This window comes from Bacteroides caecigallinarum, assembly GCF_021531075.1.
Lineage (GTDB): Bacteria > Bacteroidota > Bacteroidia > Bacteroidales > Bacteroidaceae > Phocaeicola > Phocaeicola caecigallinarum_B.
The window spans coordinates 14,063-38,920 of sequence record NZ_JADYTJ010000025.1 but is presented as its reverse complement, the minus strand read 5'-3'; the positions used below and the strand labels follow the sequence as shown (position 1 = coordinate 38,920).

Annotated in this window: 21 protein-coding genes and 3 pseudogenes; 12 read left to right on the top strand and 12 right to left on the bottom strand. The window is 40.9% G+C overall.

What is annotated here, in order from left to right; genetic code table 11:
• Window positions 1-269: 269 nt before the first annotated feature.
• Window positions 270-719 carry a thioredoxin gene (gene trxA / locus I6E11_RS08350; RefSeq protein WP_235337616.1) on the top strand — a complete coding sequence of 150 codons (450 nt, stop codon included), beginning with the start codon at window positions 270-272 and terminating at the stop codon, window positions 717-719.
• On the opposite strand, the gene I6E11_RS08345 is transcribed toward trxA, so the two are convergent.
• The 7 genes from I6E11_RS08345 to I6E11_RS08315 form a co-directional block, all read right to left on the bottom strand.
• Window positions 705-1,919: a class I SAM-dependent methyltransferase gene (locus I6E11_RS08345; protein WP_235337615.1), complete on the bottom strand. Its 1,215-nt coding sequence runs from the start codon at window positions 1,917-1,919 to the stop codon at window positions 705-707. The genes trxA and I6E11_RS08345 overlap by 15 nt on opposite strands.
• A 115-nt stretch (window positions 1,920-2,034) precedes the next feature.
• Window positions 2,035-3,069 carry a thiamine-phosphate kinase gene (gene thiL / locus I6E11_RS08340; RefSeq protein ID WP_235337614.1) on the bottom strand — a complete coding sequence of 345 codons (1,035 nt, stop codon included), beginning with the start codon at window positions 3,067-3,069 and terminating at the stop codon, window positions 2,035-2,037.
• 14 nt (window positions 3,070-3,083) lie between these two features.
• Window positions 3,084-3,893 (bottom strand): purine-nucleoside phosphorylase, encoded by an 810-nt coding sequence (locus I6E11_RS08335; RefSeq protein WP_204508974.1) that lies wholly within the window; start codon window positions 3,891-3,893, stop codon window positions 3,084-3,086.
• Complete coding sequence (gene lpxK / locus I6E11_RS08330) at window positions 3,832-4,968, bottom strand: tetraacyldisaccharide 4'-kinase (RefSeq protein WP_235337613.1); 1,137 nt, start codon at window positions 4,966-4,968, stop codon at window positions 3,832-3,834. The genes I6E11_RS08335 and lpxK overlap by 62 nt, the downstream gene beginning before the upstream one ends.
• 28 nt (window positions 4,969-4,996) lie before the next feature.
• Window positions 4,997-6,760 (bottom strand): signal peptide peptidase SppA, encoded by a 1,764-nt coding sequence (gene sppA / locus I6E11_RS08325; protein WP_235337612.1) that lies wholly within the window; start codon window positions 6,758-6,760, stop codon window positions 4,997-4,999.
• A gap of 113 nt (window positions 6,761-6,873) precedes the next feature.
• On the bottom strand, window positions 6,874-8,367 hold the full coding sequence (locus I6E11_RS08320; RefSeq protein ID WP_235337611.1) for an RNA/DNA-binding domain-containing protein: 1,494 nt from the start codon (window positions 8,365-8,367) through the stop codon (window positions 6,874-6,876).
• Between the two features lie 195 nt (window positions 8,368-8,562).
• Complete coding sequence (locus tag I6E11_RS08315) at window positions 8,563-8,973, bottom strand: hypothetical protein (protein WP_235337610.1); 411 nt, start codon at window positions 8,971-8,973, stop codon at window positions 8,563-8,565.
• A gap of 240 nt (window positions 8,974-9,213) precedes the next feature.
• Between I6E11_RS08315 and I6E11_RS08310 the strand changes: the two genes are divergently transcribed.
• Genes I6E11_RS08310 through I6E11_RS08300 form a run of 3 tightly spaced genes read left to right on the top strand, consistent with a single transcriptional unit; the run spans window position 9,214 to window position 10,126 of the window.
• Window positions 9,214-9,438, top strand: a complete 225-nt coding sequence (locus I6E11_RS08310) for a DUF3791 domain-containing protein (protein ID WP_235337609.1) — start codon at window positions 9,214-9,216, stop codon at window positions 9,436-9,438.
• Complete coding sequence (locus tag I6E11_RS08305; RefSeq protein WP_235337608.1) at window positions 9,435-9,908, top strand: DUF3990 domain-containing protein; 474 nt, start codon at window positions 9,435-9,437, stop codon at window positions 9,906-9,908. The genes I6E11_RS08310 and I6E11_RS08305 overlap by 4 nt, the downstream gene beginning before the upstream one ends.
• Window positions 9,905-10,126, top strand: a complete 222-nt coding sequence (locus I6E11_RS08300; protein ID WP_235337607.1) for a hypothetical protein — start codon at window positions 9,905-9,907, stop codon at window positions 10,124-10,126. The genes I6E11_RS08305 and I6E11_RS08300 overlap by 4 nt, the downstream gene beginning before the upstream one ends.
• 255 nt (window positions 10,127-10,381) lie before the next feature.
• Here I6E11_RS08300 and I6E11_RS08295 read toward each other — a convergent pair.
• A pseudogene (locus I6E11_RS08295) lies at window positions 10,382-10,888 on the bottom strand (IS4 family transposase); the annotation flags it as partial.
• A 209-nt stretch (window positions 10,889-11,097) separates the two neighbouring features.
• On the opposite strand from I6E11_RS08295, the gene I6E11_RS08290 reads away from it, so the two are divergent.
• From I6E11_RS08290 to I6E11_RS08280, 3 genes and pseudogenes are all read left to right on the top strand, one after another.
• On the top strand, window positions 11,098-11,280 hold the full coding sequence (locus I6E11_RS08290; protein WP_235337606.1) for a hypothetical protein: 183 nt from the start codon (window positions 11,098-11,100) through the stop codon (window positions 11,278-11,280).
• Between the two features lie 20 nt (window positions 11,281-11,300).
• Window positions 11,301-13,109, top strand: a complete 1,809-nt coding sequence (locus I6E11_RS08285; protein WP_235337605.1) for a glycan-binding surface protein — start codon at window positions 11,301-11,303, stop codon at window positions 13,107-13,109.
• A 112-nt stretch (window positions 13,110-13,221) separates the two neighbouring features.
• Window positions 13,222-13,464, top strand: a pseudogene (locus I6E11_RS08280) (beta-mannosidase); the annotation flags it as partial.
• On the opposite strand, the gene I6E11_RS08275 reads toward I6E11_RS08280, so the two are convergent.
• Window positions 13,403-13,924: a DUF6088 family protein gene (locus I6E11_RS08275; RefSeq protein ID WP_235337604.1), complete on the bottom strand. Its 522-nt coding sequence runs from the start codon at window positions 13,922-13,924 to the stop codon at window positions 13,403-13,405. The pseudogene I6E11_RS08280 and the gene I6E11_RS08275 sit on opposite strands and share 62 nt — an antisense overlap.
• 740 nt (window positions 13,925-14,664) lie before the next feature.
• Here I6E11_RS08275 and topA point away from each other — a divergent pair.
• The 5 genes from topA (at window position 14,665) to I6E11_RS08250 (ending at window position 21,349) form a co-directional block, all read left to right on the top strand.
• Window positions 14,665-16,983, top strand: coding sequence for a type I DNA topoisomerase (topA, locus tag I6E11_RS08270; protein WP_235337603.1), 2,319 nt, complete (start codon window positions 14,665-14,667; stop codon window positions 16,981-16,983).
• Window positions 16,984-17,074: 91 nt separating this feature from the next.
• Complete coding sequence (locus I6E11_RS08265) at window positions 17,075-17,608, top strand: shikimate kinase (RefSeq protein WP_235337601.1); 534 nt, start codon at window positions 17,075-17,077, stop codon at window positions 17,606-17,608.
• A gap of 78 nt (window positions 17,609-17,686) precedes the next feature.
• On the top strand, window positions 17,687-19,579 hold the full coding sequence (gene speA, locus I6E11_RS08260) for a biosynthetic arginine decarboxylase (protein ID WP_235337600.1): 1,893 nt from the start codon (window positions 17,687-17,689) through the stop codon (window positions 19,577-19,579).
• 1 nt (window position 19,580) lies between these two features.
• Window positions 19,581-20,357 carry an acetylglutamate kinase gene (gene argB / locus I6E11_RS08255; RefSeq protein WP_235337621.1) on the top strand — a complete coding sequence of 259 codons (777 nt, stop codon included), beginning with the start codon at window positions 19,581-19,583 and terminating at the stop codon, window positions 20,355-20,357.
• 284 nt (window positions 20,358-20,641) lie between these two features.
• A complete protein-coding gene (locus tag I6E11_RS08250) occupies window positions 20,642-21,349 on the top strand; it encodes a M48 family metallopeptidase (RefSeq protein WP_235337599.1) in 708 nt (235 codons plus the stop codon).
• Here the strand turns inward: I6E11_RS08250 and I6E11_RS08245 are convergent.
• From I6E11_RS08245 to I6E11_RS08235, 3 genes and pseudogenes are all read right to left on the bottom strand, one after another.
• Window positions 21,330-22,688 (bottom strand): MATE family efflux transporter, encoded by a 1,359-nt coding sequence (locus tag I6E11_RS08245; RefSeq protein WP_235337598.1) that lies wholly within the window; start codon window positions 22,686-22,688, stop codon window positions 21,330-21,332. The two genes, I6E11_RS08250 and I6E11_RS08245, sit on opposite strands and share 20 nt — an antisense overlap.
• 75 nt (window positions 22,689-22,763) lie before the next feature.
• Window positions 22,764-23,543 (bottom strand): annotated as a pseudogene (gene proC / locus I6E11_RS08240) (pyrroline-5-carboxylate reductase); the annotation flags it as partial.
• Window positions 23,544-23,627: 84 nt separating this feature from the next.
• Complete coding sequence (locus tag I6E11_RS08235; RefSeq protein WP_235337596.1) at window positions 23,628-24,752, bottom strand: aspartate aminotransferase family protein; 1,125 nt, start codon at window positions 24,750-24,752, stop codon at window positions 23,628-23,630.
• Window positions 24,753-24,858: the final 106 nt, after the last annotated feature.

Genomic DNA, 24,858 nt, shown 5'->3' with positions numbered 1-24,858 from the left:
TTTAAGATAAGGCTGGATTTTTTGTTTAGTTATGGGGGACTTGATAAGCTAATTCAGATCCGAAGCTTGACTTTTCGTTTGTAATACCTTTAGCAAATATGTCAAATTAAAATCTTTACAAATTTGTATGTCATATTGTTTGACTGTCACCAAAAAACATTATCTTTGTATAAATGATTGTTCTCATCTACTTTAGTTTGTACATGATTTTGAGAGAATAGTCTTTTTGATAAGTATTTCTTATTCTTTATTTTTAAAAGTATATTGTTATGAAGAGAATTGCTTTATTATTTTTTTCAGTGCTTGTAATAAATTTATGTTTTGCAGGTCAGTCCGTAAATGAGGGCAAGGAATCTCCGGTTAAACATCTCACAAAGGTGGAATTTATGAATAAGGTTTATAACTACGAGAAAAACCCGGATAAATGGGTTTACGAGGGTGACAAACCTGCTATTGTAGATTTCTATGCAACATGGTGTGGACCATGTAAAGCTATAGCCCCTGTGTTGGAAGAGCTTGCAAAAGAGTATGAAGGTAAGATAGTTATCTATAAGATAGATACAGATAAAGAAAGAGAATTGGCTTCTGCCTTTGGTATCAGCAGCATTCCTACATTACTGTTTATTCCAGTCAAGGGCGAACCGCAAGTGGCACAAGGTGCTTTGCCAAAGGAAAGCCTTAAGAGTGCCATTGATGATTTTCTTTTAGGAAATAAGTGATTTTATGCTTTGACATTTAATGAGAACTTTATCACCGTTGGCAAGTGTGGTGGCAAAGATATAAACATCTCCACCTTCTTTCAGCTTGAGTTTCTTTCTCAACTCGTCAACTGTTGATGGAAAGTTCCTTATAGTAAGATTTGCTTTCTCAAGGTCTTTAAGGAAGGCCTTGAGATTTTTTTTCGCAAATGTGGAAACCTCTATTACCTTAAATCGTCTGCCTGGAAAGTCAACCAGCTCGTCTGAAGTATAAAGCTGGCTGTTTTGATGCAGCTTTTTAACACTGAATTTTTTTGCAAGTATTTTGAATGCACCTGCTTTTAGTATAGCAGCTCCCGGTTCATAAAGATATTCCCCAACACTGTCAGAGTAGTTTACCTCTGCAGATTTTTCCTCTTCGTAGGTGAATTCCAGATGTTGCGTTTCTGAGTTATTAACAAGTTGTTCACAACTTATTTTTATTTTATCAACAGCTTTTTCATCTGATAATGAGTGCTTTGATAGGATAATAACAAGTTCCTTGCATTCGTTATTAACAGATATGATGTGAATACTGTTGATATGTTTAAGTGTTTTCATTGCCGAGTGCAAATCCAGCATAGGTGACAGCTTTATCATTACCGTACCACCTTTTTCAACAAGTAACTCTTCCATGCCGCTCACGTCAGGTTCACAGTCGGTTATTGCTACTGTTTTCCCTCCATTGCTGTTTCTTCTTGCAGGGTCAAGGTAGATGCAGTCCACAGGTTCCATATTTTTCAGAAACTCTACTCCGTCTGTGTTATGGACTTCAATATGATTTAATCCAAGTAACTTAAAGTTGTGTCTGGCAATATCACATAATTCTTCCTGTCTTTCCACATAGTGTGCATGCTTGAATCCAGAGGCAATGAATGAACAGTCTACACCGAAACCAGATGTCAGGTCGGCAAAAGTTTCACCTTTCACCAGTGATGCCTTGAATCTTGCTGTAACCTCAGACGAACATTGCTCCATAGAAAGATGTTTGGGATAGATTATAGAATCTATTTTGCTCCATGAAGGAATCTTTTTCTCAGCAATCTGCCATCCGGCAATTTGTGTTACAGCTTCGTTTATGTCCACCTTACCATCTTTTTTTGATTGCAGAGCCAGCTGTCTTACATCATCTTTACGGTGTTTGTTGATAAATTCTATAGTTTCGGGTGATAATTTGCTCATGAAGTTATAAACAGGATTGTTAATTGTTTAAGCAGAATAGATATATTGATTAAATCAAATGCCAGCAATGTCCGTAATAAAACATTGCTGACATCCTATAAATGTGGGCTTGTTTTTATTTCAAAGGGTTCCATCCCTGAGCCTTAAGCTCCAGTTCGTTGCCGTCTCTTGTCACGAGTGCGCATCCAAGTTCAGGTTTTGTGATATGGCCTATCACTTTCACGTCTTTTATTTGGGATACAGCTTCGTGCATTGTAAGTGGCACAGTGAAAAGAAGTTCGTAGTCTTCTCCTCCGTTCAAGGCGCAAGTGCTGAGGTTCATGTTGAACTCTTCAGCCATGACGGCTGTCTGATAGTCTATCGGAATACGCTCTTCGTAAACACGGCATCCGCATTTGCTCTGGCTGCATATATGCATCAGTTCGGAAGAAAGTCCGTCGGAGATATCCATCATTGCAGTAGGTTTGATACCTACTTTTGCCAGTTCCTCGATGATGTCCTTTCTTGCTTCCGGTTTAAGGAATCTTTCCAATAGATATTCCTTACCGGCGAAGTCAGGCTGTACATCCTTGCTTCCGTTGAACACGGCTTTTTCGCGTTCCATCAACTGAAGTCCCATATATGAAGCTCCAAGGTCACCTGTCACGCAGATAAGGTCTGTTTCCTTGGCACCGTTGCGGTAAACCACATCTTCTTTTCTTGCTTCGCCTATACATGTGATAGATATTGCAAGTCCTGTTACAGATGAAGTGGTATCGCCGCCCACTATGTCAACATTATGCAGCTGGCATGCCAGTTTCAATCCTTCGTAGAAATCTTCCAGGTCTTCAATACAGAATCTTTTTGATACGGCAAGCGATACTGTTATCTGCTTCGGGGTTCCGTTCATTGCGTATATGTCGGAAAAGTTTACCATTGCCGACTTATAGCCCAGATGTTTCAGTGGTGTATATACCAAGTCGAAATGTACACCTTCCATAAGCAGGTCTGTAGTGACGAGCACCTGACGGTCGTTATATTCCAACACGGCAGCATCATCACCGATACCGTATTTTGTTTCGTTGTTTACTAACTTTATATTGTCGGTCAGATGTTTTATCAGTCCGAATTCTCCCAAAGTGGAAATTTCTGTTCTGTTTCCTTCGTGCATGATTATATGATTGTTTATACTCTGTTTATAAGTTCTTTCATTATGCTGGTCATCCGTGGTTGTGCGGCATCGGCAGCCTTTTGTACTTCTTCGTGCGATACTTCCACTATCTTTCCTTCCACTCCTAAGTCTGTTATGACAGAAACACCGAATACCTTGATTCCGCAATGGTTTGCCACAATAACTTCAGGTACTGTTGACATGCCTACAGCATCGGCTCCCATGATTCTGAACATTTTGTATTCGGCAGGAGTTTCGAAAGTAGGTCCCTGGGTACCGATATATACACCCTTCTGCAGTTTGATTCCTTTTTCGGCAGCAATTTCGAATGCCTTTTCAATAAGTTCGTGCGAATAAGCCTCGCTCATGTCCGGGAATCTAGGTCCATAGTCTATATTCTTGCCTCTCAGCGGATTGTCCGGGAAGAAGTTTATATGGTCAGTAATAACCATAAGGTCGCCTATTTCGAAATCAGGATTAGTTCCACCAGCCGCGTTCGATACGAAAAGTGTCTTTATGCCGAGCTCTCTCATTACTCTGACAGGGAATGTCACTTCTTTCATCGAGTAACCTTCGTAGTAGTGGAAACGTCCTTGCATTGCGAGGATATCCTTACCTCCAAGTTTTCCGAAGATGAGCTTGCCGCTGTGTCCTTCCACTGTCGATACGGGGAAATTCGGTATCTCTGAATAAGGTATTTCATACTTGTCGGTAATGTCGTGTACCAAGCTGCCCAGTCCTGTGCCCAGTATAATTGCTGTCTCAGGATTTGTCTGCATCCTTGCTTTCAGGAATGCTGCTGTTTCTTGAATTTTTTCTAACATACTCGGTTATTTTTTGGTTGAACTTTATTGTTTCGTTGTTCAGGAAGCTTACTTCCACAGGCAGAGCGTAGATATATGGTTTCAGTTCCTCGCTCAGGTGCGGATGAGTGGTAAGCCTTGCTGCATCTTTCTCGGTTGTTATTATCATCCTTCTGCCTTCTGACATCGACATGAATCTGTTTTTGAGGGTCTCCATGTCTTCCCGGTTGAAGTTATGATGGTCGGCAAATACCATTGACTCTATGTTCCCGGTGTATTGCCTAAGCTTCTCTGTTATAGCCTTGGGCGATGCAATTCCGGTGAGCAACAGTATATGGCTGTCCGATGATATATCCTCGGGTTTCATTTCGTCGCTATTTCCCTGACGAAATATGCGGTACAGATTTCCGTACTTCATATATGTGAAGAACACTTCCTGTTCTGCTGTCGGTGATATTTCAGAACGCAGTCTGTCCATTTCTTCAGATGTTAAGCTTTCCGGACATTTGCTCACTATGATAATATCAGCCCTGCTTTTTCCGCTTTCCGGTTCCCTTAGTCGTCCGGCGGGTAGGAGAGTGTCGTGACGGATACGTCTGTTGTAGTCTATCAGCAGTATGTACATACCTGCCTTTACGTATCTGTGCTGGTATGCATCATCAAGTACAATTACCTGCTTCTTGTCACGGTTGCCGGTCTTTACGATAAGATTGTCAATACCGTTGCATCTGTCACTGTCGGCGGCTACATTGATATCCGGAAACTTCTGCCACATCTGGAAAGGTTCGTCTCCTATATCCTCTATAGTGCTCTTACCTTTCTCTGCCAGAACGAAACCTTTCGATTTGCGTTTGTACCCGCGGCTCAACACGCACACACTGAATTCATCTTTCAGCAGTCTTATCAGATATTCAGTGTGAGGCGTTTTCCCGGTTCCACCCACTGTGATGTTTCCCACGCATATCACCGGTATCGGGAAACTCCTTGATTTCAGAATATCCCAGTCGAAAAGCTTGTTTCTCAGCCATACAGCCATGCCGTATAATGCCGAGAAAGGAAGCAGAGGAATGTATATGCGAGGTTTGCTTTGTTTCATCTTCGTGTGGTTGGAACTTTTATACATTTTAGTTTATAGATATCTCGAAAGGCATTCTTGCCTGTATGCGATCGGCCTTGTCGAGGTTCTTTATCATCATGAATCCGTTGTAGAATTCTCCGAACGAATCTTCCAGTTTGCTGCTTATATATCTTTCAGGCTTGGCGTTGCTGATGAGGCTTGTGATGAAATCCACTTTCTTAGGATAAGAAGCCACCTTGTAGTCTCTTATACCACAAAGCTCAGAAGCTTTCTTGATAGCACATTCCAGATTTCCCAGTTCATCAACAAGTTTCAGCTCTTTAGCCATTTCGCCCGACCATACACGACCTTCGGCAATCATTTTCAGACTGTCAATAGGCATATTTCTGCCTTCAGCACATCTCTTGGTGAATAGTTCGTAACCGCTGTTCACCATACCCTGTATCAGCGCACCTTCTTCTGCGTTGAACGGACGGCTCATGTCTCCCATATCAGCTAGCTTGTTGGTCTTTACACCGTCTATTTTGACACCAAGTTTCTTTGTGATAAGCTCCGATGCATCAGGAATCATTCCGAATATACCGATAGAACCGGTAAGAGTAGTTGGCTGAGCCACAATCCAGTCGGCAGCACAAGATATATAGTAACCTCCTGAAGCAGCATAGTCACCCATTGAAACTACCACCGGTTTCTTTTCTTTCAGTAGTGATACTTCTCTCCAAATCTGCTCAGAACCGTATGCGCTACCACCCGGTGAGTTCACTCTGAGAACCACGGCCTTAACATTGTCGTCATTTCTCAGGTCACGCAGATGTTTTGTTACTTTTTCAGATACGATACCTTCATTATATGGATCTGCAGCGTTGTCTATTTCTCCAAATGCATAATATACCGCTATCACGTCACGACTCTTAACAGCTGAAGTCACTGCAAGATTCTTCATATCGTCCAGAGTCAGAGTGTTAAGGGTAGATTTTTCGCTTATGCCCGTCAACTTCTTCAGATATGACAATACCTCATCCTTATACATCAGCTGGTCTGCCAGTCCGTTTTCCACGTATGCTTCTGCAGGCTGGAAATCCATACATTTGTCAGCCATCTCATTCAGTTTTTCAGCTGAGATGTTTCTTGATTCTGATACTTCATTTACGATTTCGTTCCAGATTGACTGGGTGAAAGCAAGAGTCTGCTCTCTGTTGGCAGGACTCATTTCTGTGGCGATGAACGGTTCTACGGCTGATTTGTATGTACCTACTCTGAATATCTGCATTTTTACACCCACCTTGGCAAGCAGGTCTTTCAGGAACATAGTCTGTGCAGACAGTCCGTGCCATGAAATACTTCCCGAAGGATTAAGGAAAACCTTGTCGGCTACGGTAGAAACATAGTATGCACCTTGAGTATAAGCGCCTGAGTAAGCCACAACAAACTTTCCTGATTCCTTAAAGTCTGCTATTGCAGTTCTGATGTCCTGAAGCGATGCAGTAGAACAGGCGAAAGCTTCGGCATTGATAAGCATACCTTTAATTTTAGGGTCGTTTTTGGCTTTCTCTATTGATGCCAGGATATCTTCAAGCCCTCTTGTAGTTATTTCTTCACCCAAAAGCTGTTCGAATGGGTTATCTTCATATCTTTCCACTACGCTACCCTTAAGGTCGAGTACGAAAACTGAATTTTCTTTCACTACAGTTGCCACTTCAGTAGTAGCCACCATTCCGCCTATAACCGATATACCCATTATTAGTAATACGAAACCGGCAATCACCATTCCGATGATCGAGGCAAATGTCATTTTCAAAAAGTCTTTCATATAAAATAATTATTTAGATTGTTCGTTCTCTTGTATATGCCTTAATACAGTTAAGGGCAAAGATAGCAATTTTTGTATTGTGTTTTTGTATTGGATGCTAAATGTATTTTTTATTATTTATTTTTGGCTATTATCCATTTACCTTCCTTACGTCCTCCTTCTCTAATGATGAATCCTGATTTTTGAAGTACAGATAGGTCTCTTTTAATAGTACGTTCAGTGACGTTTATTTTTTTTGATAACTCACAAATTGTTATCTCACTGTTGTTTTGGATTAATTCCATTATGGTGTTCCTTCTTGAAATAATATCTTTAGTGACACCTAAAGTGACATCTTTAGTGACACCTAAAGTGACATCTTTAGTATTTATACTAAGAATAAGCTTGACCTGCATAAGGTCTTGTTGTTCTATTAATTCCGGTTTTAGCCAATGTCTCTCGTTCCATGCATTAAGAATAAGAGGAAATCCTGAACCTAAATTTTCTCCATACCCGATCATACGAAGCATGTTTTGTATTCTCTGATTCCTTGATTTGGATTCACCCCCAGCATAGATTTGTTCTATTGGCAATTTAAGTAATCCAGGATTAGTTAGTACAAACTTGTCATTGTATTTTTCTATACGAAGGATTCCATTTAACATCATGTCTGCATGAATTATCATATTTGTTACAGCTTCACGGACGGCTTTATGTTGAGGAGAATCGTCTATCCTTACTACTCCTTCCATATTAAAAGGGCGTGGTAAGTCTTTAGTAATACGTGGTAATACCAGTCTGATAAAGTTAAACAAATTATTTTCCCAAGTTCCATCATAGGTTAATCTGTCACTATAACGTTGTTCTCCTATCAGGTTTGACTTGTCAATATAGTCCATCCGTAAATTATCAAACCGTTCACGTATTGGTAATCCTTTGCCAAACATGAGTAATCCAGCCATTGTAAGACCTTCTTTATTCTCTTTGCGATTTATTGTGTAACCACCTAACTGTATTAAAAAATCCTTATTGCCAAGGTCATTCCAAATATGCTCAGGATTGTTTGTTTTAAACATTATACGGTATTTCTCTAAAGTGGGAATATCAATATCATCCATAGAGTAAAACTCAAGGAACAACTTGTCATTGCCTGATTCGTTGGCATCGCGTAGCATCATTTTTATTTCTTGTTCAGTGCAATGATAATCACCTTCATGATTACGTTTAAATGTTCCTCTAATAATATTATTGTTTATATAAACAGGGCGAACAGTATAGTCAGCACGAGGTACGTTTATTGCTATGACTTTTTTATTTTCAATGTCAATAGTTTGTACATCTTCGTTACGTAGTAGATTTATACTGACTTTTTCATTACTGTTTATTGTATTCCATAAATCCTTATATAATTTGTTTGGCTCACTAACACCTGTAATTATGAATCTTTTGGAATTATCTGTTTCTGAAGAAATCTCACCTATTCCCAACAAAATTGTTCCACCGTATGTGTTTGCAAATGCGGAATAAGATTCCCATAATGATTTTGGAATTGTGTTTTCTGCTTTCTTGCATTCAAGAAATATATGTTCTCCGTTTCTTAACAGATTTTTGATATCCTCACTGTTCATACTATTTATAATTACTTATTAGTGTTTGTCTTAAAATAAAACATGATGTTTTAATTGAGTAAATTATGTTTATCAAGTTAAACATCGTAAATTTAATATTTATTTTTCGAGCTACAAATTTTTTCAAAAGAAACGGCGTGATAGACAATGTCCTAATGTCTGTCACGCCGATATTTAGTATGTTATACTTTTTCTTTATTTTTGTTCGTTACCCTCGTACAGAAAGAATATCTGTCCGTTTTTCTTTTCCACTGTAACCTTGCCTCCTTCCTTACTAAGGTTGAAAGGAGTCATGATATCCGTTTTGGCATCTACCACCATCAGTGCATTCTCTTCTGCAAATCTGTTTATCTGGAATGTGATGTCAGCATTGCCCATAGTGCGTGCCATTATCAGACTGTCGTTGATGAATATATTCAGTGAATCGCCTGCAAATGATTTTGTCAGGCATACCTCATAGATGTCTTTATAAGTTTGTTCGTTGCCGGTTTTCTTTTGCGAACGGAAACCGAGATAGAGAAACAGGCATACGATGAAGAATACTCCGAAAGCCAGGAGCCCGTTGCCTACCATAAACTGTTTGTTGCTTTCTATACTTTTACTCATTTTGTGTTATATATTTATAACAGCAAAAGTAGTAAAAATCTTGAGAATTTATGGTTTACATTAAATTTAAATGCAAGAATAAAATCATCTTGCCTATTTCAGGGGGATGAAACATATTCAAACAGCAACTTACGTAGATACAAACTATGATTTTCCTGTAATGGCAATAATTCTATTACTTTTCATACAGATTTACAATGGTTTTTGCTATCTTTGTACAAAGGTCTAAAGAATATCAAAATGGAATATAATATAAAGGAAAAACTGGAATGGACAGTCATCTTCATCCTTGAGTTCGGTCGTAAGTACGGACTGACGATGAAACAGGCCTTCAATTATCTGAGTCGTTACAAAGGAATAGATTTTATTGATCGCAATTACGGATATGTGCATACACAGTCGTTTGCCTCAATGGTGGACGACATTGCGGAATATTGCCATCGTCAAGGAGGAGCATTGGTATGAAACTTTATCATGGGACAAACAAGGATTTTGATAGGATAGATTTGCTGAAATCGAAACCTAACAAAGATTTCGGACGTGGATTTTATCTGTCTGCTGACTATGAACAGGCTTTGAATATGGCTAAAGTTAAAGTTGAACAGTTGGAAACAGGTTTTCCGGTTGTACAAAGCTACCTTGTTGAGGACGATGCCTTGAATGCCTTGAGTGTACTCCGTTTTAACGGTTATTCTGAAGAATGGGCGAAATTCATCCTACTAAATCGAAACAATCCGACTGAAAAGCCTGTACATGAATATGACGTGGTTATCGGTCCCATAGCCAATGACAGGGTAGGCGTGCAGTTGTGGCGATACGAGAACCGTTCGATAGACCTTCCAACTCTTGTGCGTAACCTGCAATACATGAAAGGTGTGACGCTTCAATATTTCTTCGGTACGGAACGTGCCATCAAACAGTTAAAAAGGATATGAGTGAGAAAACGGAAATGATGGCGGATATGGTAAAGAACCTTGCCGCCCTGCTGGTCGAGCAGAACAGCGGAATGACAATGGAAGAGGCACTTGCCACGGTATTCAATTCGGAAACTTATCGGAAAGTAGTTGATGAACGGACGCATTTTTATCATCAAAGCTACCACTATGTGTTTGCTTTCCTGAAAGAGGAGCTGACGAAAGGCAAGTTTGAATGACGGTATGGTAAATTCAGCTATTAAGTGTATGCGTATCACTAAATCCGAAATTTGAGCTACAATACAGAGAGAGCCGTATCATACTCACTATAAAGTGGAGATGATGCGGCTCTCTTTTAATATCATTACTTTATTGTTTCAAAATTATTTCCAGATATTATTGTCCTATGCGTAACACTTGTGGCAGGCTTGAAGCTGAGCGAGATAAAGATCTTCCCACATTAAAGCCTGTGACATCTATACGGCAGCGGAATGTTCGGTCCTGTATCTGTTTTTCCCCATCTTTAGCATGCCTATCAGATGGCATTCCAAATGTCTTGAAGTGATGAATCGTATCAGGTCTGCACAGGTGAACCAACTGTCAACCAGCAGGTAATCAAACCGTATGCCTTTCTTCATGGCATGCCTCACCATTTCAATGGAACGCTCAATCTTGCTTTGTTTATATTCCCGGATACGGGTGTTGACCACGGATTTTTCGTCACGGACTTTGCAAAAGCGGGCATTCCACTGCTTGCTTGTCAGCCCTTGTCTTTTTTCAGGGTTCTTGCCCTCCTCACCATGAAGAAAGGGAAGAGCAAAAGCAGTTCCAACACTTGGAGACTGGTGAGTTTACAGTTATGCCGTTTCTCAATTCCAATGCCGGAGAAATTGAGGTTCAGGCGGGAGATTGTACCGATTATACAATTAATGGCCCTGTTACAATCATTTTTTAGAGAAAAATGAGTCTATTTCTGAAATAATATGTTTATCTTTGACCATAGCTTTTAGTATTGAGTCCTTTTTGATAGCACTTAAAGATACTCTTTTTCTGCGAAATACAGAACTAAAAGCTATACTTTTTTACTTGTTAAACTTGAAATACATTATTAATTAAACGAATCAGTTCATAATTTAAGGATGCTGATTCGTATTGGTAACTTAAAAACTATAAAAACATGAAAAATCAAAGAGAATTATTGGGAGTAACCATGGCTTCTTCGGAAATGAAAGAAAGCTATGTGGCACCTAAGACTATGTCTTACAGCGTGCAAAATGAAGGTATGTTGTGTTCAAGTGGTCCTGATGTAGGAGGTAATGCTTCTGATCCTGGTTATGGAAATAGTGCGGGATTCAATTCTGTAAGTGAGACTAATTTGGGTTGGCAAGATTAACTTTTAAAATTTATACGACTATGACATATACAAATCGTTTTATCGCGCTTTCTTGTGTAGCGGCTTCTGTTTTCGCTACATCATGTGTGAATGAGTTTGAAGAAGGACAGGCTCCGGTATCAGGCGAAGGATATTATATCTCTTTGACGGGTGATGTAAATGAAGGTGGTGTTGAGTCAAGGGCTTATTGGGATATAAATGATGATGAAAGAAAAAGTCCTGCTTTCACTTGGGAATCTACTGATAAGATGCAATCATTTGTTTGGAGCAATAGTGCTTTTGTTAACTTTACAGATGAAAAGAAATATTCTGCTACTGTTGTAACTCCAAATACAGATGATAAGAAACGGGCACAGCTCCAGATTACTACAGGTTTATCACAGCAGTATGCTCAAGGTGATATTATCTGGGCTGTATCTCCTTTGGAAAATAGTAATATCGGTGCAGAAAATAAAGTGACATTCACTTTGCCTGACGGATTTACACAGACAAAACTGAACAGTACAGAACATCTTAAGCAATACATATTGATGTCCGGTACGGGAGTTGTAGATGGCAGTAATTCTGCAAACATCGAATTCAAGGTCCTTCCTGCAATATACAGATTCAAGATAACTAACACCGAAAGTGAGGATCTTACAGTAAATGAGGTAAGTATATCAGGACCTTTCTGTAATAAGGCTGAACTCAGCATGGATAATGATGGTACAGTAACTCCTACATATAGTGTATCAAACGGTACATACGCTATAAAGGTTACTACACCTGAAGGAGGTTTAAAGGTTAATGCAGGTGAAACTGCATATCTATATGCTTTGGTGTTCCCTACAAATACGGCTTCTATAGATCAGACAATCGAACTTTCTTTTAAGGGTAACTATAGTGGATATACAGCAGATTATACAAAGACTGCTAAATGTAATACAATATATTCTTACAATCTTGATTCAAACAAATATTACGACATGGAAGTTCCTGTGGAAAAAACGGCAGGAGGAGATACTGAAAAAAGTGTTATAACTTTGTTTGAAGGTGAAAAAGAAATCTCTGGTTGGAGCAATTTGCCAATCTCTCATTTTTATTTTCACTATTTAAAAGAAGGTGATGTATTGACTGTTTATTTCAAAGGTTGTGAAAGTGGTACTAAATCATTTCAAGATACAGGTACATGGAAACCATTGGACGACGATGCTCATGGACAAATTGATGAAAATGAAAAAGCTCAAGGATTTTTTACTTATACGATAACGTCTGAATCTGCAGAGAAACTGAAAAAACATAATTTGATTCTTACCGGAGATGGTTATACTATTACTAAGATTACCGCCCTTACAACATTATTGGAACGTGATCCTGTATCTAAAGATGCTATCATGATCAGTGATTTTGAAGGACATAATGATAATAGTTGGACAGAAGGCGTGACTTTGGAATATCCTAAGGACAATGGTAATACATATTTAAGGTTTGCATCTTCATCTGCGCTTTCTAAGACAATTTATCTATTTAATTGCAGTCACTGTTCTGCTAAAGTTTCTAATATTGAGAACTATGTTATCAAATTCGATTTAAAGATAGAGGAAGGAGTTACAGGTGCCTCACAGGCTAACATGCAATATATACTCGCTGATAATTGGATTGGGTTCGGTACTGATTTCATCCCGGAAACAACAGATGGTAAATGGATTACCGTTTCACGTAATATTTCCGATATAAAACCTGATCTTAAAGGTGAATTGTCGTTTGTAAATACGAATAATAGTCTGTTTGGTGAGAATATTCCTACCGGCATCTGTATAGACAATTTCCGTCTTGAACCAAAAAAATAAATAATATGAATCAGTGGTTGGAACTTTGCTTTCCAACTGCTGATCCAAATAAATTACAATAATAAATTTAATCTCTAATAGTATGAGGTAACTTATTGCCGCAAGTATTATTATGTCACTTTTGGGAAATTCCTGCCAACTTTCAAAAGAAGATGTTAAACCCGTAAAAACATCAGAAGCCGAACAGTTGCTTCTTAAATTGAAGACAGTTCCTGCATACGGATTTATGTTCGGTCATCATGATGACCCTGTATATGGAATAGGATGGGATGGTGATGAAGGACGTAGCGACGTTAAAAGTGTGTGCGGCGATTATCCGGCTTTAATGTCATTCGATTTGGGAAGAATGGAAATCTAAATTCTTTCATGGCAGCGACTATAAGTGGGAACAAGTCTGTCTTGTAGGCAAAATTGCGAGGTGCGCTACGCTTGAATATGATTTTACGGTTCCCGATAGTAAGTTCCCTTGCTGTGGCATCTGTCAAATAGACTGCATTCATCGTGACTTGTGTGGAAAGTCCCAATTTGTTCAATGCTGTCAATCCACTAGGTATAATACGAGCCTTGTCCTTTTCCGCTATAACGTATGCGATATCTTCTATAGAGGGACGAAGTACACCGAATTTATTCCGTAATGGATATAGATATAGACCTTGAGAAAGACGAATGAGCACACCCTCTTTCTCTAATCGGGAAAGCGCACGAGTAACTAGCCCATCATTATTCAGATGGGCAAAATCACTCACCATATAAAGCCTGTTCGGTCCGTTTTGGTCTATGATGTTTCGTATTTCCTTCGTCAGTATCGTCTTCATATCCACAATGATTCCACTTGTAAAGATACGATATTACTCTTGATGTAGCAATAAAATGTCCGAAATTCTTAAAGAAAATCGGACATTATAGAAAATGCTTTGCGGTTTAATATCCCGATCATGGACCGAATACATTAAGTTAGGGTTATCATAGTCCGTCAAGGGGGTGTTCCAACAGACCCATTGTAGAACATTAAAACCATACCTCAAAATGAAGAGCTTTTATTAGACAGTGGGGCAAAATAATAATAACCTATGGGAAACCGACAGAATATGGGAACTATACGGTATCAAATAAAAGAAAAAACGTTCTTGATGATAATTTTTTAATAAAACACCTACTCTTAATTACCGTTACACGTTCGTGTAACTATAGTAACACGAACGTGTGACTTTTGTGACACGAACGTGTAACGCGTGTAACACGAACGTGTAACACCGATTTTCTCTTGATTTATCAGAGTGGATATCTGACTGTAAAATGAGTTGATTTGGAACGTAACATATTTTTGCTGGATTATCTAAATAATAAGTAAGACGCGGATTTTTATCAATGATTGCATCAAACTGTTTGGGCGGCAGTGAAAACGAATATGTGTAATATTCTCATCCGAAACTGGAACCATAGAGGAGTGGGATGAAAAAAAATAAGAAAAAATTATCATTTCATACCTTATTATATAATGTACCCTCAATTTTTTTTCTACTTTTGCCATCAATAATCAATTTGAACCTGAAATATGCAGAACAATCTGGTAATAGTAGAGTCTCCCGCAAAGGCCCGCACCATAGAAAAGTTTCTGGGCAGCGGATATAAGGTGATGTCCAGCTACGGGCATATACGCGACCTGAAGAAGAAATCGTTCAGCGTAGATGTAGAACATGGTTTTGCACCTATATACGAAGTTCCGGCTGACAAGAAAAAACTTGTGGCACAGCTAAAGGCTGAGGCTGATAGTGCAGACATCGTATGGCTGGCAAGTGATGAGGACCGCGAAGGAGAGGCTATAGCATGGCATCTGCAGGAAGTGCTGAAACTAAAACAGGAAAACACACGCCGAATAGTTTTTCATGAAATAACCCCTAATGCCATAAAGAATGCAATACAGACACCGCGAGGTATCGACCTTAGTCTGGTGGATGCACAGCAGGCACGTCGTGTGCTGGACAGAATAGTAGGTTTCGAACTTTCGCCTGTATTGTGGAAAAAGATAAAACCGTCGCTTTCGGCCGGAAGAGTACAGAGTGTTGCGGTAAGACTTATAGTGGAACGCGAACGCGAAATAAATGCATTCAGTCCGAAACCGGCGTTCAGGGTGGTTGCTGTGCTGACTGATACTGATGGAGCTGAGATTAGGGCAGAGTTGTCAGTACGCCCGGAAACGGAGAAAGAGGCACGTCGCATACTAGAACAATGTGCGGGAGCTGACTTCGTAGTGGAAGATATAAATACACGTCCGGTGAAACGTAGTCCGGCACCTCCTTTCACTACTTCAACTCTTCAGCAGGAAGCTGCACGAAAATTGGGCTACAGCGTGGGACAGACCATGATGCTGGCTCAGAAACTTTATGAAAACGGATATATCACATATATGCGTACCGACTCCGTAAACCTTTCGGAACTGGCTCTTGGAGCATGTGCGAAAGTGATTACCGAAAAGGCCGGAGAAAAATATCTGCGTACGCGACAATATCATACACATACTAAAGGGGCTCAAGAGGCGCACGAGGCTATCCGTCCTACATATATGGACAAGGAAAAGATAGATGCTACTGCCCAGGAACAGAGACTTTACGACCTTATACGTAAGCGTACCCTGGCTTCGCAGATGGCTGATGCCGAACTGATGAAGACCACTGCCGTTATTGCTGCCGAGGGTACAGACTGCAAGTTTAATGCAGCCGGACTGGCAGTGACATTCGACGGTTTTATGCGTGTGTATAGCGAAAGTCTTGATGATGACTCCGAACGCGAAGACGAAAGTCGTCTGTTGCCGCCAATGAAGGCCGGGCAGAAGCTTGTGCGTAAGGACATTCGTGCAACAGAGCGTTTCAGCCAGCCGCCTGCAAGATATACTGAAGCCAGTCTGGTGAGAAAACTTGAGGAACTTGGTATCGGACGTCCTTCTACATATGCTCCTACCATTTCTACAGTGCAGCAGCGCGGATATGTGGAGAAGGGTAACCGTGAGGGTATAGAACGCGAGTTCAGACTGCTTACTCTCGATAAGAAAGGAAACATCTCTTGCGAAATAAAGACAGAAACAGCAGGAAGTGAAAAGCAGAAACTTATGCCTACCGATGTTGGTGTAGTGGTGACTGACTTCCTTTTGGAATATTTCCCTGAAATCATGGATTACAACTTCACTTCGGGAGTGGAAAAGGAATTCGACGAAGTGGCTGCGGGCGAGAGGCCGTGGACGGATATGATAAGCCGTTTCTATGCCGCTTTCCATCCGTTGGTGGAGAAGACATCGGCCTCGAAGGCTGAACACAAGGTGGGCGAAAGATTGTTGGGTGAGGAACCTTCAACCGGAAGACCTGTCTCTGTAAAAATCGGTCGTTTCGGTCCTGTAGTACAGATTGGTAGTGCCGATGATGAGGAAAAACCGCGTTTTGCACAGTTGCGCCGAGAACAGTCAATGGAGACTATTACTCTGGAAGAAGCTTTGGAATTGTTCCGTCTGCCTCGTATGCTGGGCGAACATGAAGGAAAACAGGTGAGCATTGGTGCCGGAAAATTCGGTCCGTATGTGAAGTACGATAATATATATGTGTCTGTGCCTAAGGATAAAGATCCGCTGACTATCACTCTGGAAGAAGCTGTACAGATGGTCAAGGACAAACAGGATGCCGAGGCCAAGAAGGTGATAAAGGTGTTTGCCGATTATCCTGACCTTCAGGTGCTGAACGGAAGGTATGGCCCTTACATCGCAAGCGAAGGAAAGAACTACAAGATTCCTTCGGGAGTGGAACCTGCCGATTTAACTCCAGAGGCTTGTTTTAAGGTGATAGAACTGCAGAAAACCAAGGCAGAAACAAGAAAGAGGAAAAAATAGATAAGAGTTTTTAGTTATTAGTTGTTAGTTTTTAGACGAATGTTATGACCAACAACTAACAACTAACAACTAACGACTAACAACTAAAAAAATGAGAATATTTCTGACCGGATATATGGCCTCTGGCAAGACTACGTTAGGTAAGGCTTTTGCCAAGGCATGCAATCTTAGTTTTATCGACCTCGACTGGTACATCGAGGAGCGTATGCACGCATCTGTACGAGATATCTTTGCTACCCGTGGTGAGGACGGATTCCGACAGTTGGAGAGGAGTATGCTGCACGAAGTATCGGAATTTGAAAATGTCATCGTGGCATGCGGAGGGGGAACTCCATGCTTTTTCGACAATATGGAGGTTATGAACAGTCGCGGAATCACTGTGTTTCTTGATGCTTCACAGGAGGTACTGTTCCGTCGATTGAAACTGGCTGCGGCCAACAGACCGCTCGTGGCAGGAAAGTCGGACGATGAACTGAGACAGACAATATCCGAGGGATTGGAGCGAAGGATGCCTTTCTACTCGAAAGCTGCAATAACATTAGATGGTAGCAGACTGGAAAGCAGGACGCAGATTGATGAAACGGTGGAAATTCTTAAAAATCTGATAGATAATATAACTGACTGATGAAGGGGAGGTAAATCCCGGTTAATGATAATTGATAGTACATTATTAATTTTTAATTGTTAATTATTAATTCAAGAAATGCGAAAATGGCGTATTGAAGACTCGGAAGAGCTTTATAACATCACCGGATGGGGTGTTTCTTATTTTGGAATAAACGAGAAGGGACATGTGGTGGTTACTCCGCGTAAAGACGGGGTGGCTGTGGATTTGAAGGAATTGGTGGACGAACTTCAGCTTAGGGACGTTACAGCCCCAATGCTGGTGCGATTCCCGGATATTCTGGATAATCGTATCGAAAAAATCTCGAACTGCTTCGGACAGGCATCGAAGGAGTATGGCTATAATGCCCAGAACTTCATCATCTATCCCATCAAGGTGAATCAGATGCGTCCTGTGGTTGAGGAGATAATCAGTCACGGAAAGAAATTCAACCTCGGACTTGAGGCCGGTTCTAAACCTGAACTGCATGCCGTGATTGCCATCAATACAGACTCTGACTCGCTTATTATCTGTAATGGATATAAAGACGAGAGTTATATCGAGCTGGCTCTTTTGGCCCAGAAGATGGGTAAACGTATTTTCCTTGTAGTGGAGAAAATGAACGAACTGAGACTGATTGCCAAAATGGCAAAACAGTTGAATGTGCGTCCAAACATAGGTATCCGTATCAAGTTGGCTTCATCGGGTAGCGGGAAATGGGAAGAAAGCGGTGGTGACGCAAGTAAGTTCGGATTGACTTCGAGCGAACTTCTTGAGGCACTCGACTTTATCGAAAAGAAAGACATGAAAGACTGTCTGAAACTGATTCATTTCCACATTGGCAGCCAGGTGACAAAGATACGCCGTATCAAGACTGCCCTCAGAGAGGCTTCACAGTTCTATGTTCAGCTTCATCAGTTGGGATTCCCGGTTGAATTTGTTGATATAGGTGGTGGATTGGGGGTAGACTACGATGGAACTCGCTCGCCTAACAGCGAAAGTAGTGTGAATTATTCTATTCAGGAGTATGTAAACGACTCTATATCTATAATGGTGGATGCCAGCAACAAAAATGGTATTCCTCATCCAAATATTATTACAGAGAGTGGACGCTCGCTTACGGCACACCATTCTGTGTTGATTTTTGAGGTACTGGAGACTGCTTCTCTTCCTGCTATGGACGAAGATTTCGAAGTTTCACCAGATGACCATGAATTGGTACAGGAACTGTACGGCATTTGGGATAATTTGAACCAGAGCCGTATGCTTGAGGCTTGGCACGATGCTCAGCAGATTCGTGAGGAAACTCTCGATTTGTTCAGCCACGGTATTGTAGACTTGAAGACTAGAGCGCAGATTGAGAAACTTTACTGGTCTGTCACTCGTGAGATTACGCAGATAGCATCAGGACTGAAGCATGTACCTGAAGAGTTCAGAAATATCGACAAGCTTCTTGCCGACAAGTATTTCTGTAACTTCTCTCTTTTCCAGTCACTACCTGACTCTTGGGCTATCGACCAGATTTTCCCTATCATGCCTATACAGCGTCTTGATGAAAAACCTGACCGTACGGCTACTCTGCAGGATATCACTTGCGATTCTGACGGTAAGATTGCAAACTTTGTTTCTTCAAGAAGTGTATCGCATGACTTGCCTGTTCATACTCTTAAGGGTAAGGAATCGTATTATATCGGTGTATTCCTGGTAGGTGCTTATCAGGAAATCCTTGGAGATATGCACAATCTGTTTGGTGATACAAATGCTGTACACGTAACTGTGAACGATAAGGGATATAGCATAGACCAGGTGATAGACGGTGAAACTGTGGCAGAAGTGCTTGACTATGTACAGTATAATCCTAAGAAACTTGTGCGTACACTCGAAACTTGGGTTACTAAATCAGTGAAAGAAGGACGTATCTCGCTCGAAGAAGGAAAGGAATTCCTCTCTAACTATCGTTCGGGACTTTATGGATATACTTATTTGGAATAATATGGAAAAACTTACTATTATAAAGGTGGGCGGAAAGATTGTAGAGGAACCGGATACACTTGCGCGCCTGCTTGACGATTTTGCTTCAATACCGGGATATAAACTGCTGGTGCATGGCGGGGGACGTTCTGCCACTAAGGTAGCTGCGCAGTTGGGTATTGAAAGCACTATGGTGAATGGTCGCCGTGTGACAGATGCCGAAACGTTGAAGGTGGTTACTATGGTTTATGGTGGATTGGTTAACAAGAATATCGTTGCCGGCCTTCAGGCAAGGGGAGTGAATGCCATCGGTCTGACAGGTGCTGATATGAATGCCATTCTTTCAGTAAAACGTCCGGTGAAGGATGTGGACTATGGCTTTGTGGGCGATGTTAAGGAAGTGAACGGAAAGATGCTTTCTACCCTCATCTCTCAGGGTATTGTGCCTGTAATGGCTCCTCTTACTCACGATGGTAAAGGCAATATCCTGAACACAAATGCTGATACTATAGCCGGAGAAACAGCAAAGGGACTTGCTCCTTTCTTCGATGTGACTTTGGTGTTCTGTTTCGAAAAGAAAGGTGTTCTCAGCGATGAAAACGATGATGATAGCGTTATACCTGTCATTACTCCTGAACTCTTCCGCAAATATACTGAAGAGGGCGTAATCCAGGGAGGTATGATACCTAAGCTGGAGAACTCTTTCTCTGCTATAGACAATGGTGTGAAGCAGGTGATAATCAAGCAGGCTTCAGATATCAGTGATGCTTCTGCGGGAACTGTTATCAGAAATGAATAAGTCCCAGTAAAAAGCAGCGATTGACTAGATTTGGATAATTTTATATGGGGTAGAAAGCAGTTTCTGCCCCTTTTTGAATGTTTTCTAAACATAATCTGAACGGCTTCTGAACATCTTCTAAACGCTTACTGAACAGTCAGCTGCTGTCTTATTATTTATTTGCTGTTTAACTACCGTTTAGACGTTGTTTATTTGGCGTTCATCAATCGTTCATTAGCTTACCCGACTTACTTTAATTCTTAGTTGATATATCCAATTTTTAACTTTTAATTTTTAATTATTAATTGAGTAAACGAATAATTCCGGATGATGATTTCGGAAAAATAGTGATAGGTACACGCATAAATGCCAGAAACATATCAATGCGTGTAAAGAAGGATGGACTTTATGTCACTGTCCCACCATTTACGAAAACAGACCGTATTATGCTGGTAATTGCCGACTACAGGCCGAAACTGCTTGCTTCTTTTACCAAGGCATCTCCAAAGACTATTACAGACGGATTTTCGATTGATGCCCCATGTTTTAAACTTACCGTTGGGATAGGAGGAATGAAATGTTTTTCCGTTCGTCGTGAAGAGGAAGGGGTAATGAAAATTCTTTGTCCTCAGAATGTCGACTTTAATTCTCCACAGACACAGAAACTGCTGAATGCAGCCATTGTGCGTGCCATGAAGAAGAGCGCAGAAGAGTTCCTTCCGCCTTTACTGAAATTTTGGGCTGAAAAATATGGAATGACATATCGCAAAGTGAGAATAACAGGAGCAAAGTCGCGTTGGGGAAGCTGTACTTCAAGAGGAACAATAAGTCTTTCCTGCTATCTTATGCTACTGCCTGTTCATCTGATGGACTATGTTATTCTGCATGAGCTAGCCCATACCAAGGAGATGAATCATGGGCCCGGTTTCTGGAAACTTCTTGACAGCATGACCGATGGTGCTTCCCATCAGCTCAGGGCACAGCTACGCAAATTCAAGACCGATTTCTTGTAAAACTTTTCTTGGCCCACTTCATGCTGTTCCATCTTTTGACGAATACTGCCGCTCGTATGTTTTCGTCTAAAAGGAAGGCTACCCACATTCCTACAAGTCCCCATCCCCAGTATATTCCAAGCATGTAGCTTAATCCTACTGAGACACTCCATTGTACTACGACGCCAAGATAGAACGGGAAGTTCACATCGCCGGCAGAGCGGAGGGCATTGGTAGCATAGATGTTTACAGTCCTTCCTATTTCAACCAGTACATCTATCATTAGTATGGTAACTCCCAGTTTTATTATTTCTTCATTATCTGTGAGCATACTGAATATGGCATGACCGCATACAGCCCATATACATGAGAGGATAAGTGAGACGAGAATTGATATTCGCATGACAAATTTACCAAGCAGATATGCTGCACGTATCTTGTTTTGTCCCACAAGATGTCCGATACTTATGGCACCACCTTGTGCCATTGCTATCGCAAACAGATAAACGAACATAACAATGTTTACGGTGTATGTACGTGTGGCAAGTGCATTGTTTCCCAAGATATTTATCAGATAAGTTATGACTACCTGTGAGAAACTGTATGACATGTTTTCTCCGGCTGACGGTATTCCTATTTTTAGCAGATTTTTAAGTTCAATCCAGGGGAATGGCCTGAACAAGGCAAGTGGAAATCTGGATATGTGCTTTCTGAAAAGTATCACGAACAATACCACCATACTTACTCCACGTGCGATAGATGTGGAGATTGCAGCACCTTCGGCTCCCATAGCCGGAAAACCGAACTTACCGAAAATCAGTATATAGTTACCAATGATGTTCATGATATTCACCAGAACAGTGACAAGCATAGGATATATAGCCTTGTTTGCACTACGGAGGGAAGCGGATATGGTGAGAGATATAGCCTGGAAGAAAGCAAAAGCGCCTACTATTTCCATGTATCCTATACCATATTGAAGAAGCTCCGGACGGAGTCCCATCCAGTTGAGTAGAGTTACTGCTCCGAAATACAGTATAGCACTGACCAGAAGACCTACAACGAGGTTTAACAATAGCGATACGCCTACCACCTGTATCATCTTCTGCTGTAGTTTGGCTCCCAGATACTGCGAACAAAGTACCGATGTTCCTATATTTATAACCTCGAAAATGAGGAATGCGAACATTACTATCTGATTGACTACGCCTACTGCTGCCACACTCTCGTCTGAGTATTGGCTCAACATGATAGTATCTATGGCTCCCAACATCATTATAAGGAGCGTCTCTATAAAAATAGGGACCACCAGTTTGGTAAGTCCCCTTTTGATATTTGTCTGTTGAATAACTTTATCCACTTCGCTTTTAATTTTTTCGGCTGCAAAGTTACGTCATTCTTATAATATGGTGTATTGATATATATCAAGTTATTTTCAGATACAACTTTCTTTTATAGCATTTATAACGGCTGATGTAAATCCGTCGTGTTCGAGACGGTTGAGTCCCTTGATGGTTATACCACCTGGAGTAGTGACCTTCTCGATTTCAGTGGTCGGATGTGAAGTCTCATTCTTCAGGAGAATCTGTGCAGCACCAAGCATTGTCTGTGCAATCATCTTTTTAGCGTCTTGAGGCTTGAAACCTAGTTCTATACCCGCCTGCATGGCTGCCTGTACATATTTTAGCACATAAGCTATTCCGCATGAAGTGAGTGAAGTACCGGCAGGGAAAAGCTTTTCTTCTATCAATATGGCAACTCCCATTTCGTTGAATAACTTGATCATCATGTCTGTCTGTTCATCAGAAGCATTTCTTGATGCGACGAGTGTCAGACTTTCGTTTATGGCAATAGCGGTGTTAGGAATAACACGGAAGATAGGCATTTCCGGATCAACAAAATGGGCAAGATCCTCGAAAGTCAGCCCTGCTGCAACAGATACTAAAATCTGTGGCTGTCGCAAGCGTAAAGGCTTGAGCACTTCTTCCATCTTCCACGGTTTTACGGCAAGAATTACGATATCAGCTCCATCGGCTGCTTCCTTATTGTTGTTGGTTATGTTGATGCCAGGATATTCTTCTTTCAGTTTCTCTAGCTTAGCGTTACTTGGATTTGAAACTGTGATGCTGCTTGCATCAATGTACTGTCCGTGTGCCAGACCGCGAGCTATGGCACCACCCATATTTCCGGCACCTATAATTGCTATTTTCATACTTTTTTTTCTAAGATACTAGGTACTAGTTGACTAGGTTTTTCTTAGATACTAGGTACTAGTCCCTAGTATCTAAGCCTTGTTAACTTATTTAATTACATTGTGAAGTCTTTCCAGAAAGTCGTCAGCTTCTGCCATACTCAGGCAAAGAGGAGGCAACAGACGGATGACATTAGTTCCGCTGACACCGGTAAACACTTTCTGTTCGAAAAGAAGTTTGCTGCGGATTTCCTTTATAGGCTCTTCAAACTCCATACCAATCATTAATCCCAGTCCGCGAAGTTCCTTTATTCCCTTGAAGGATTTAAGCTCTTCCATAAGGTGTGCACCTACTTTAGCAGCATTTTCGATAAGGTTTTCTTCCTTCATTACATCAAGAACGGCTATTGCTGCAGCACATCCCAGATGATTACCTCCGAATGTGGTACCGAGCTGTCCGTATACCGGGGTGAACTTAGGACTGATAAGTACGGCTGCCATTGGGAATCCGTTTGCAATACCTTTTGCCACAGTAATCATATCAGGCTTTATGTCCATATACTGGTGAGCGAAGAACTTACCGCTTCTTCCGTAACCCGATTGTATTTCGTCGAGGATAAGTACGGTGTTTGTCTCATCGCACATACGACGGACTTCTTTAAGGAAATCTGCATTTGGTACCTGAATACCGCCAACTCCCTGTATACCTTCGATGATAACAGCACATACATCACCCTTTGATAGTTCTGCTTTTACAGCTTCTGTATCGTTCAGAGGAAGATATGTTACATGTCCGTTATCGTTTATAGGAGCTATGATTTTAGGATTATTTGTTACTTCTACAGCCAGAGAAGTACGTCCGTGGAATGCTTTTGCAAAGGAAACAACTTTGGTGCGACCGTTGTAGAAAGAAGCCAGTTTCAAGGCATTTTCGTTGGCCTCGGCACCTGAGTTGATAAGAAATAACTGGTAATCGTCGTAGCCACACATTGCTCCAAGCTTTTCAGCAAGGTCTTTCTGTAGTGTGTTGATTACAGAATTTGAATAGAAACCTAATTTTGCAACCTGATTGCTTACGGCTTCTACATAGTGCGGATGAGCATGTCCTATTGAGATAACGGCATGTCCTCCGTACAGGTCAAGATATTCATTGCCTTTCGCGTCCCACACGTGACAGCCTTTGCCTTTCACAATGTTTACGTCGAAAAGCGGATATACGTCGAAGAGGGTCATTTTTTTTAGTTTTTAGTTGTTAGACTTTTTAGCTATTAGTTTTTAGTTGTTAGACTTTAGTCTTTAGATTTTAACTGTTGGCCGTTTGAACTAATAACCAACAACT

Bases quoted from the DNA above. Each gene is read 5' to 3' on its own strand.
- trxA (WP_235337616.1), top strand. From the start codon at position 270: ATGAAGAGAATTGCTTTATTATTTTTTTCAGTGCTTGTAATAAATTTA.
- I6E11_RS08345 (WP_235337615.1), bottom strand. From the start codon at position 1,919: ATGAGCAAATTATCACCCGAAACTATAGAATTTATCAACAAACACCGT.
- thiL (WP_235337614.1), bottom strand. From the start codon at position 3,069: ATGCACGAAGGAAACAGAACAGAAATTTCCACTTTGGGAGAATTCGGA.
- I6E11_RS08335 (WP_204508974.1), bottom strand. From the start codon at position 3,893: ATGTTAGAAAAAATTCAAGAAACAGCAGCATTCCTGAAAGCAAGGATG.
- lpxK (WP_235337613.1), bottom strand. From the start codon at position 4,968: ATGAAACAAAGCAAACCTCGCATATACATTCCTCTGCTTCCTTTCTCG.
- sppA (WP_235337612.1), bottom strand. From the start codon at position 6,760: ATGAAAGACTTTTTGAAAATGACATTTGCCTCGATCATCGGAATGGTG.
- I6E11_RS08320 (WP_235337611.1), bottom strand. From the start codon at position 8,367: ATGAACAGTGAGGATATCAAAAATCTGTTAAGAAACGGAGAACATATA.
- I6E11_RS08315 (WP_235337610.1), bottom strand. From the start codon at position 8,973: ATGAGTAAAAGTATAGAAAGCAACAAACAGTTTATGGTAGGCAACGGG.
- I6E11_RS08310 (WP_235337609.1), top strand. From the start codon at position 9,214: ATGGAATATAATATAAAGGAAAAACTGGAATGGACAGTCATCTTCATC.
- I6E11_RS08305 (WP_235337608.1), top strand. From the start codon at position 9,435: ATGAAACTTTATCATGGGACAAACAAGGATTTTGATAGGATAGATTTG.
- I6E11_RS08300 (WP_235337607.1), top strand. From the start codon at position 9,905: ATGAGTGAGAAAACGGAAATGATGGCGGATATGGTAAAGAACCTTGCC.
- I6E11_RS08290 (WP_235337606.1), top strand. From the start codon at position 11,098: ATGGCTTCTTCGGAAATGAAAGAAAGCTATGTGGCACCTAAGACTATG.
- I6E11_RS08285 (WP_235337605.1), top strand. From the start codon at position 11,301: ATGACATATACAAATCGTTTTATCGCGCTTTCTTGTGTAGCGGCTTCT.
- I6E11_RS08275 (WP_235337604.1), bottom strand. From the start codon at position 13,924: ATGAAGACGATACTGACGAAGGAAATACGAAACATCATAGACCAAAAC.
- topA (WP_235337603.1), top strand. From the start codon at position 14,665: ATGCAGAACAATCTGGTAATAGTAGAGTCTCCCGCAAAGGCCCGCACC.
- I6E11_RS08265 (WP_235337601.1), top strand. From the start codon at position 17,075: ATGAGAATATTTCTGACCGGATATATGGCCTCTGGCAAGACTACGTTA.
- speA (WP_235337600.1), top strand. From the start codon at position 17,687: ATGCGAAAATGGCGTATTGAAGACTCGGAAGAGCTTTATAACATCACC.
- argB (WP_235337621.1), top strand. From the start codon at position 19,581: ATGGAAAAACTTACTATTATAAAGGTGGGCGGAAAGATTGTAGAGGAA.
- I6E11_RS08235 (WP_235337596.1), bottom strand. From the start codon at position 24,752: ATGACCCTCTTCGACGTATATCCGCTTTTCGACGTAAACATTGTGAAA.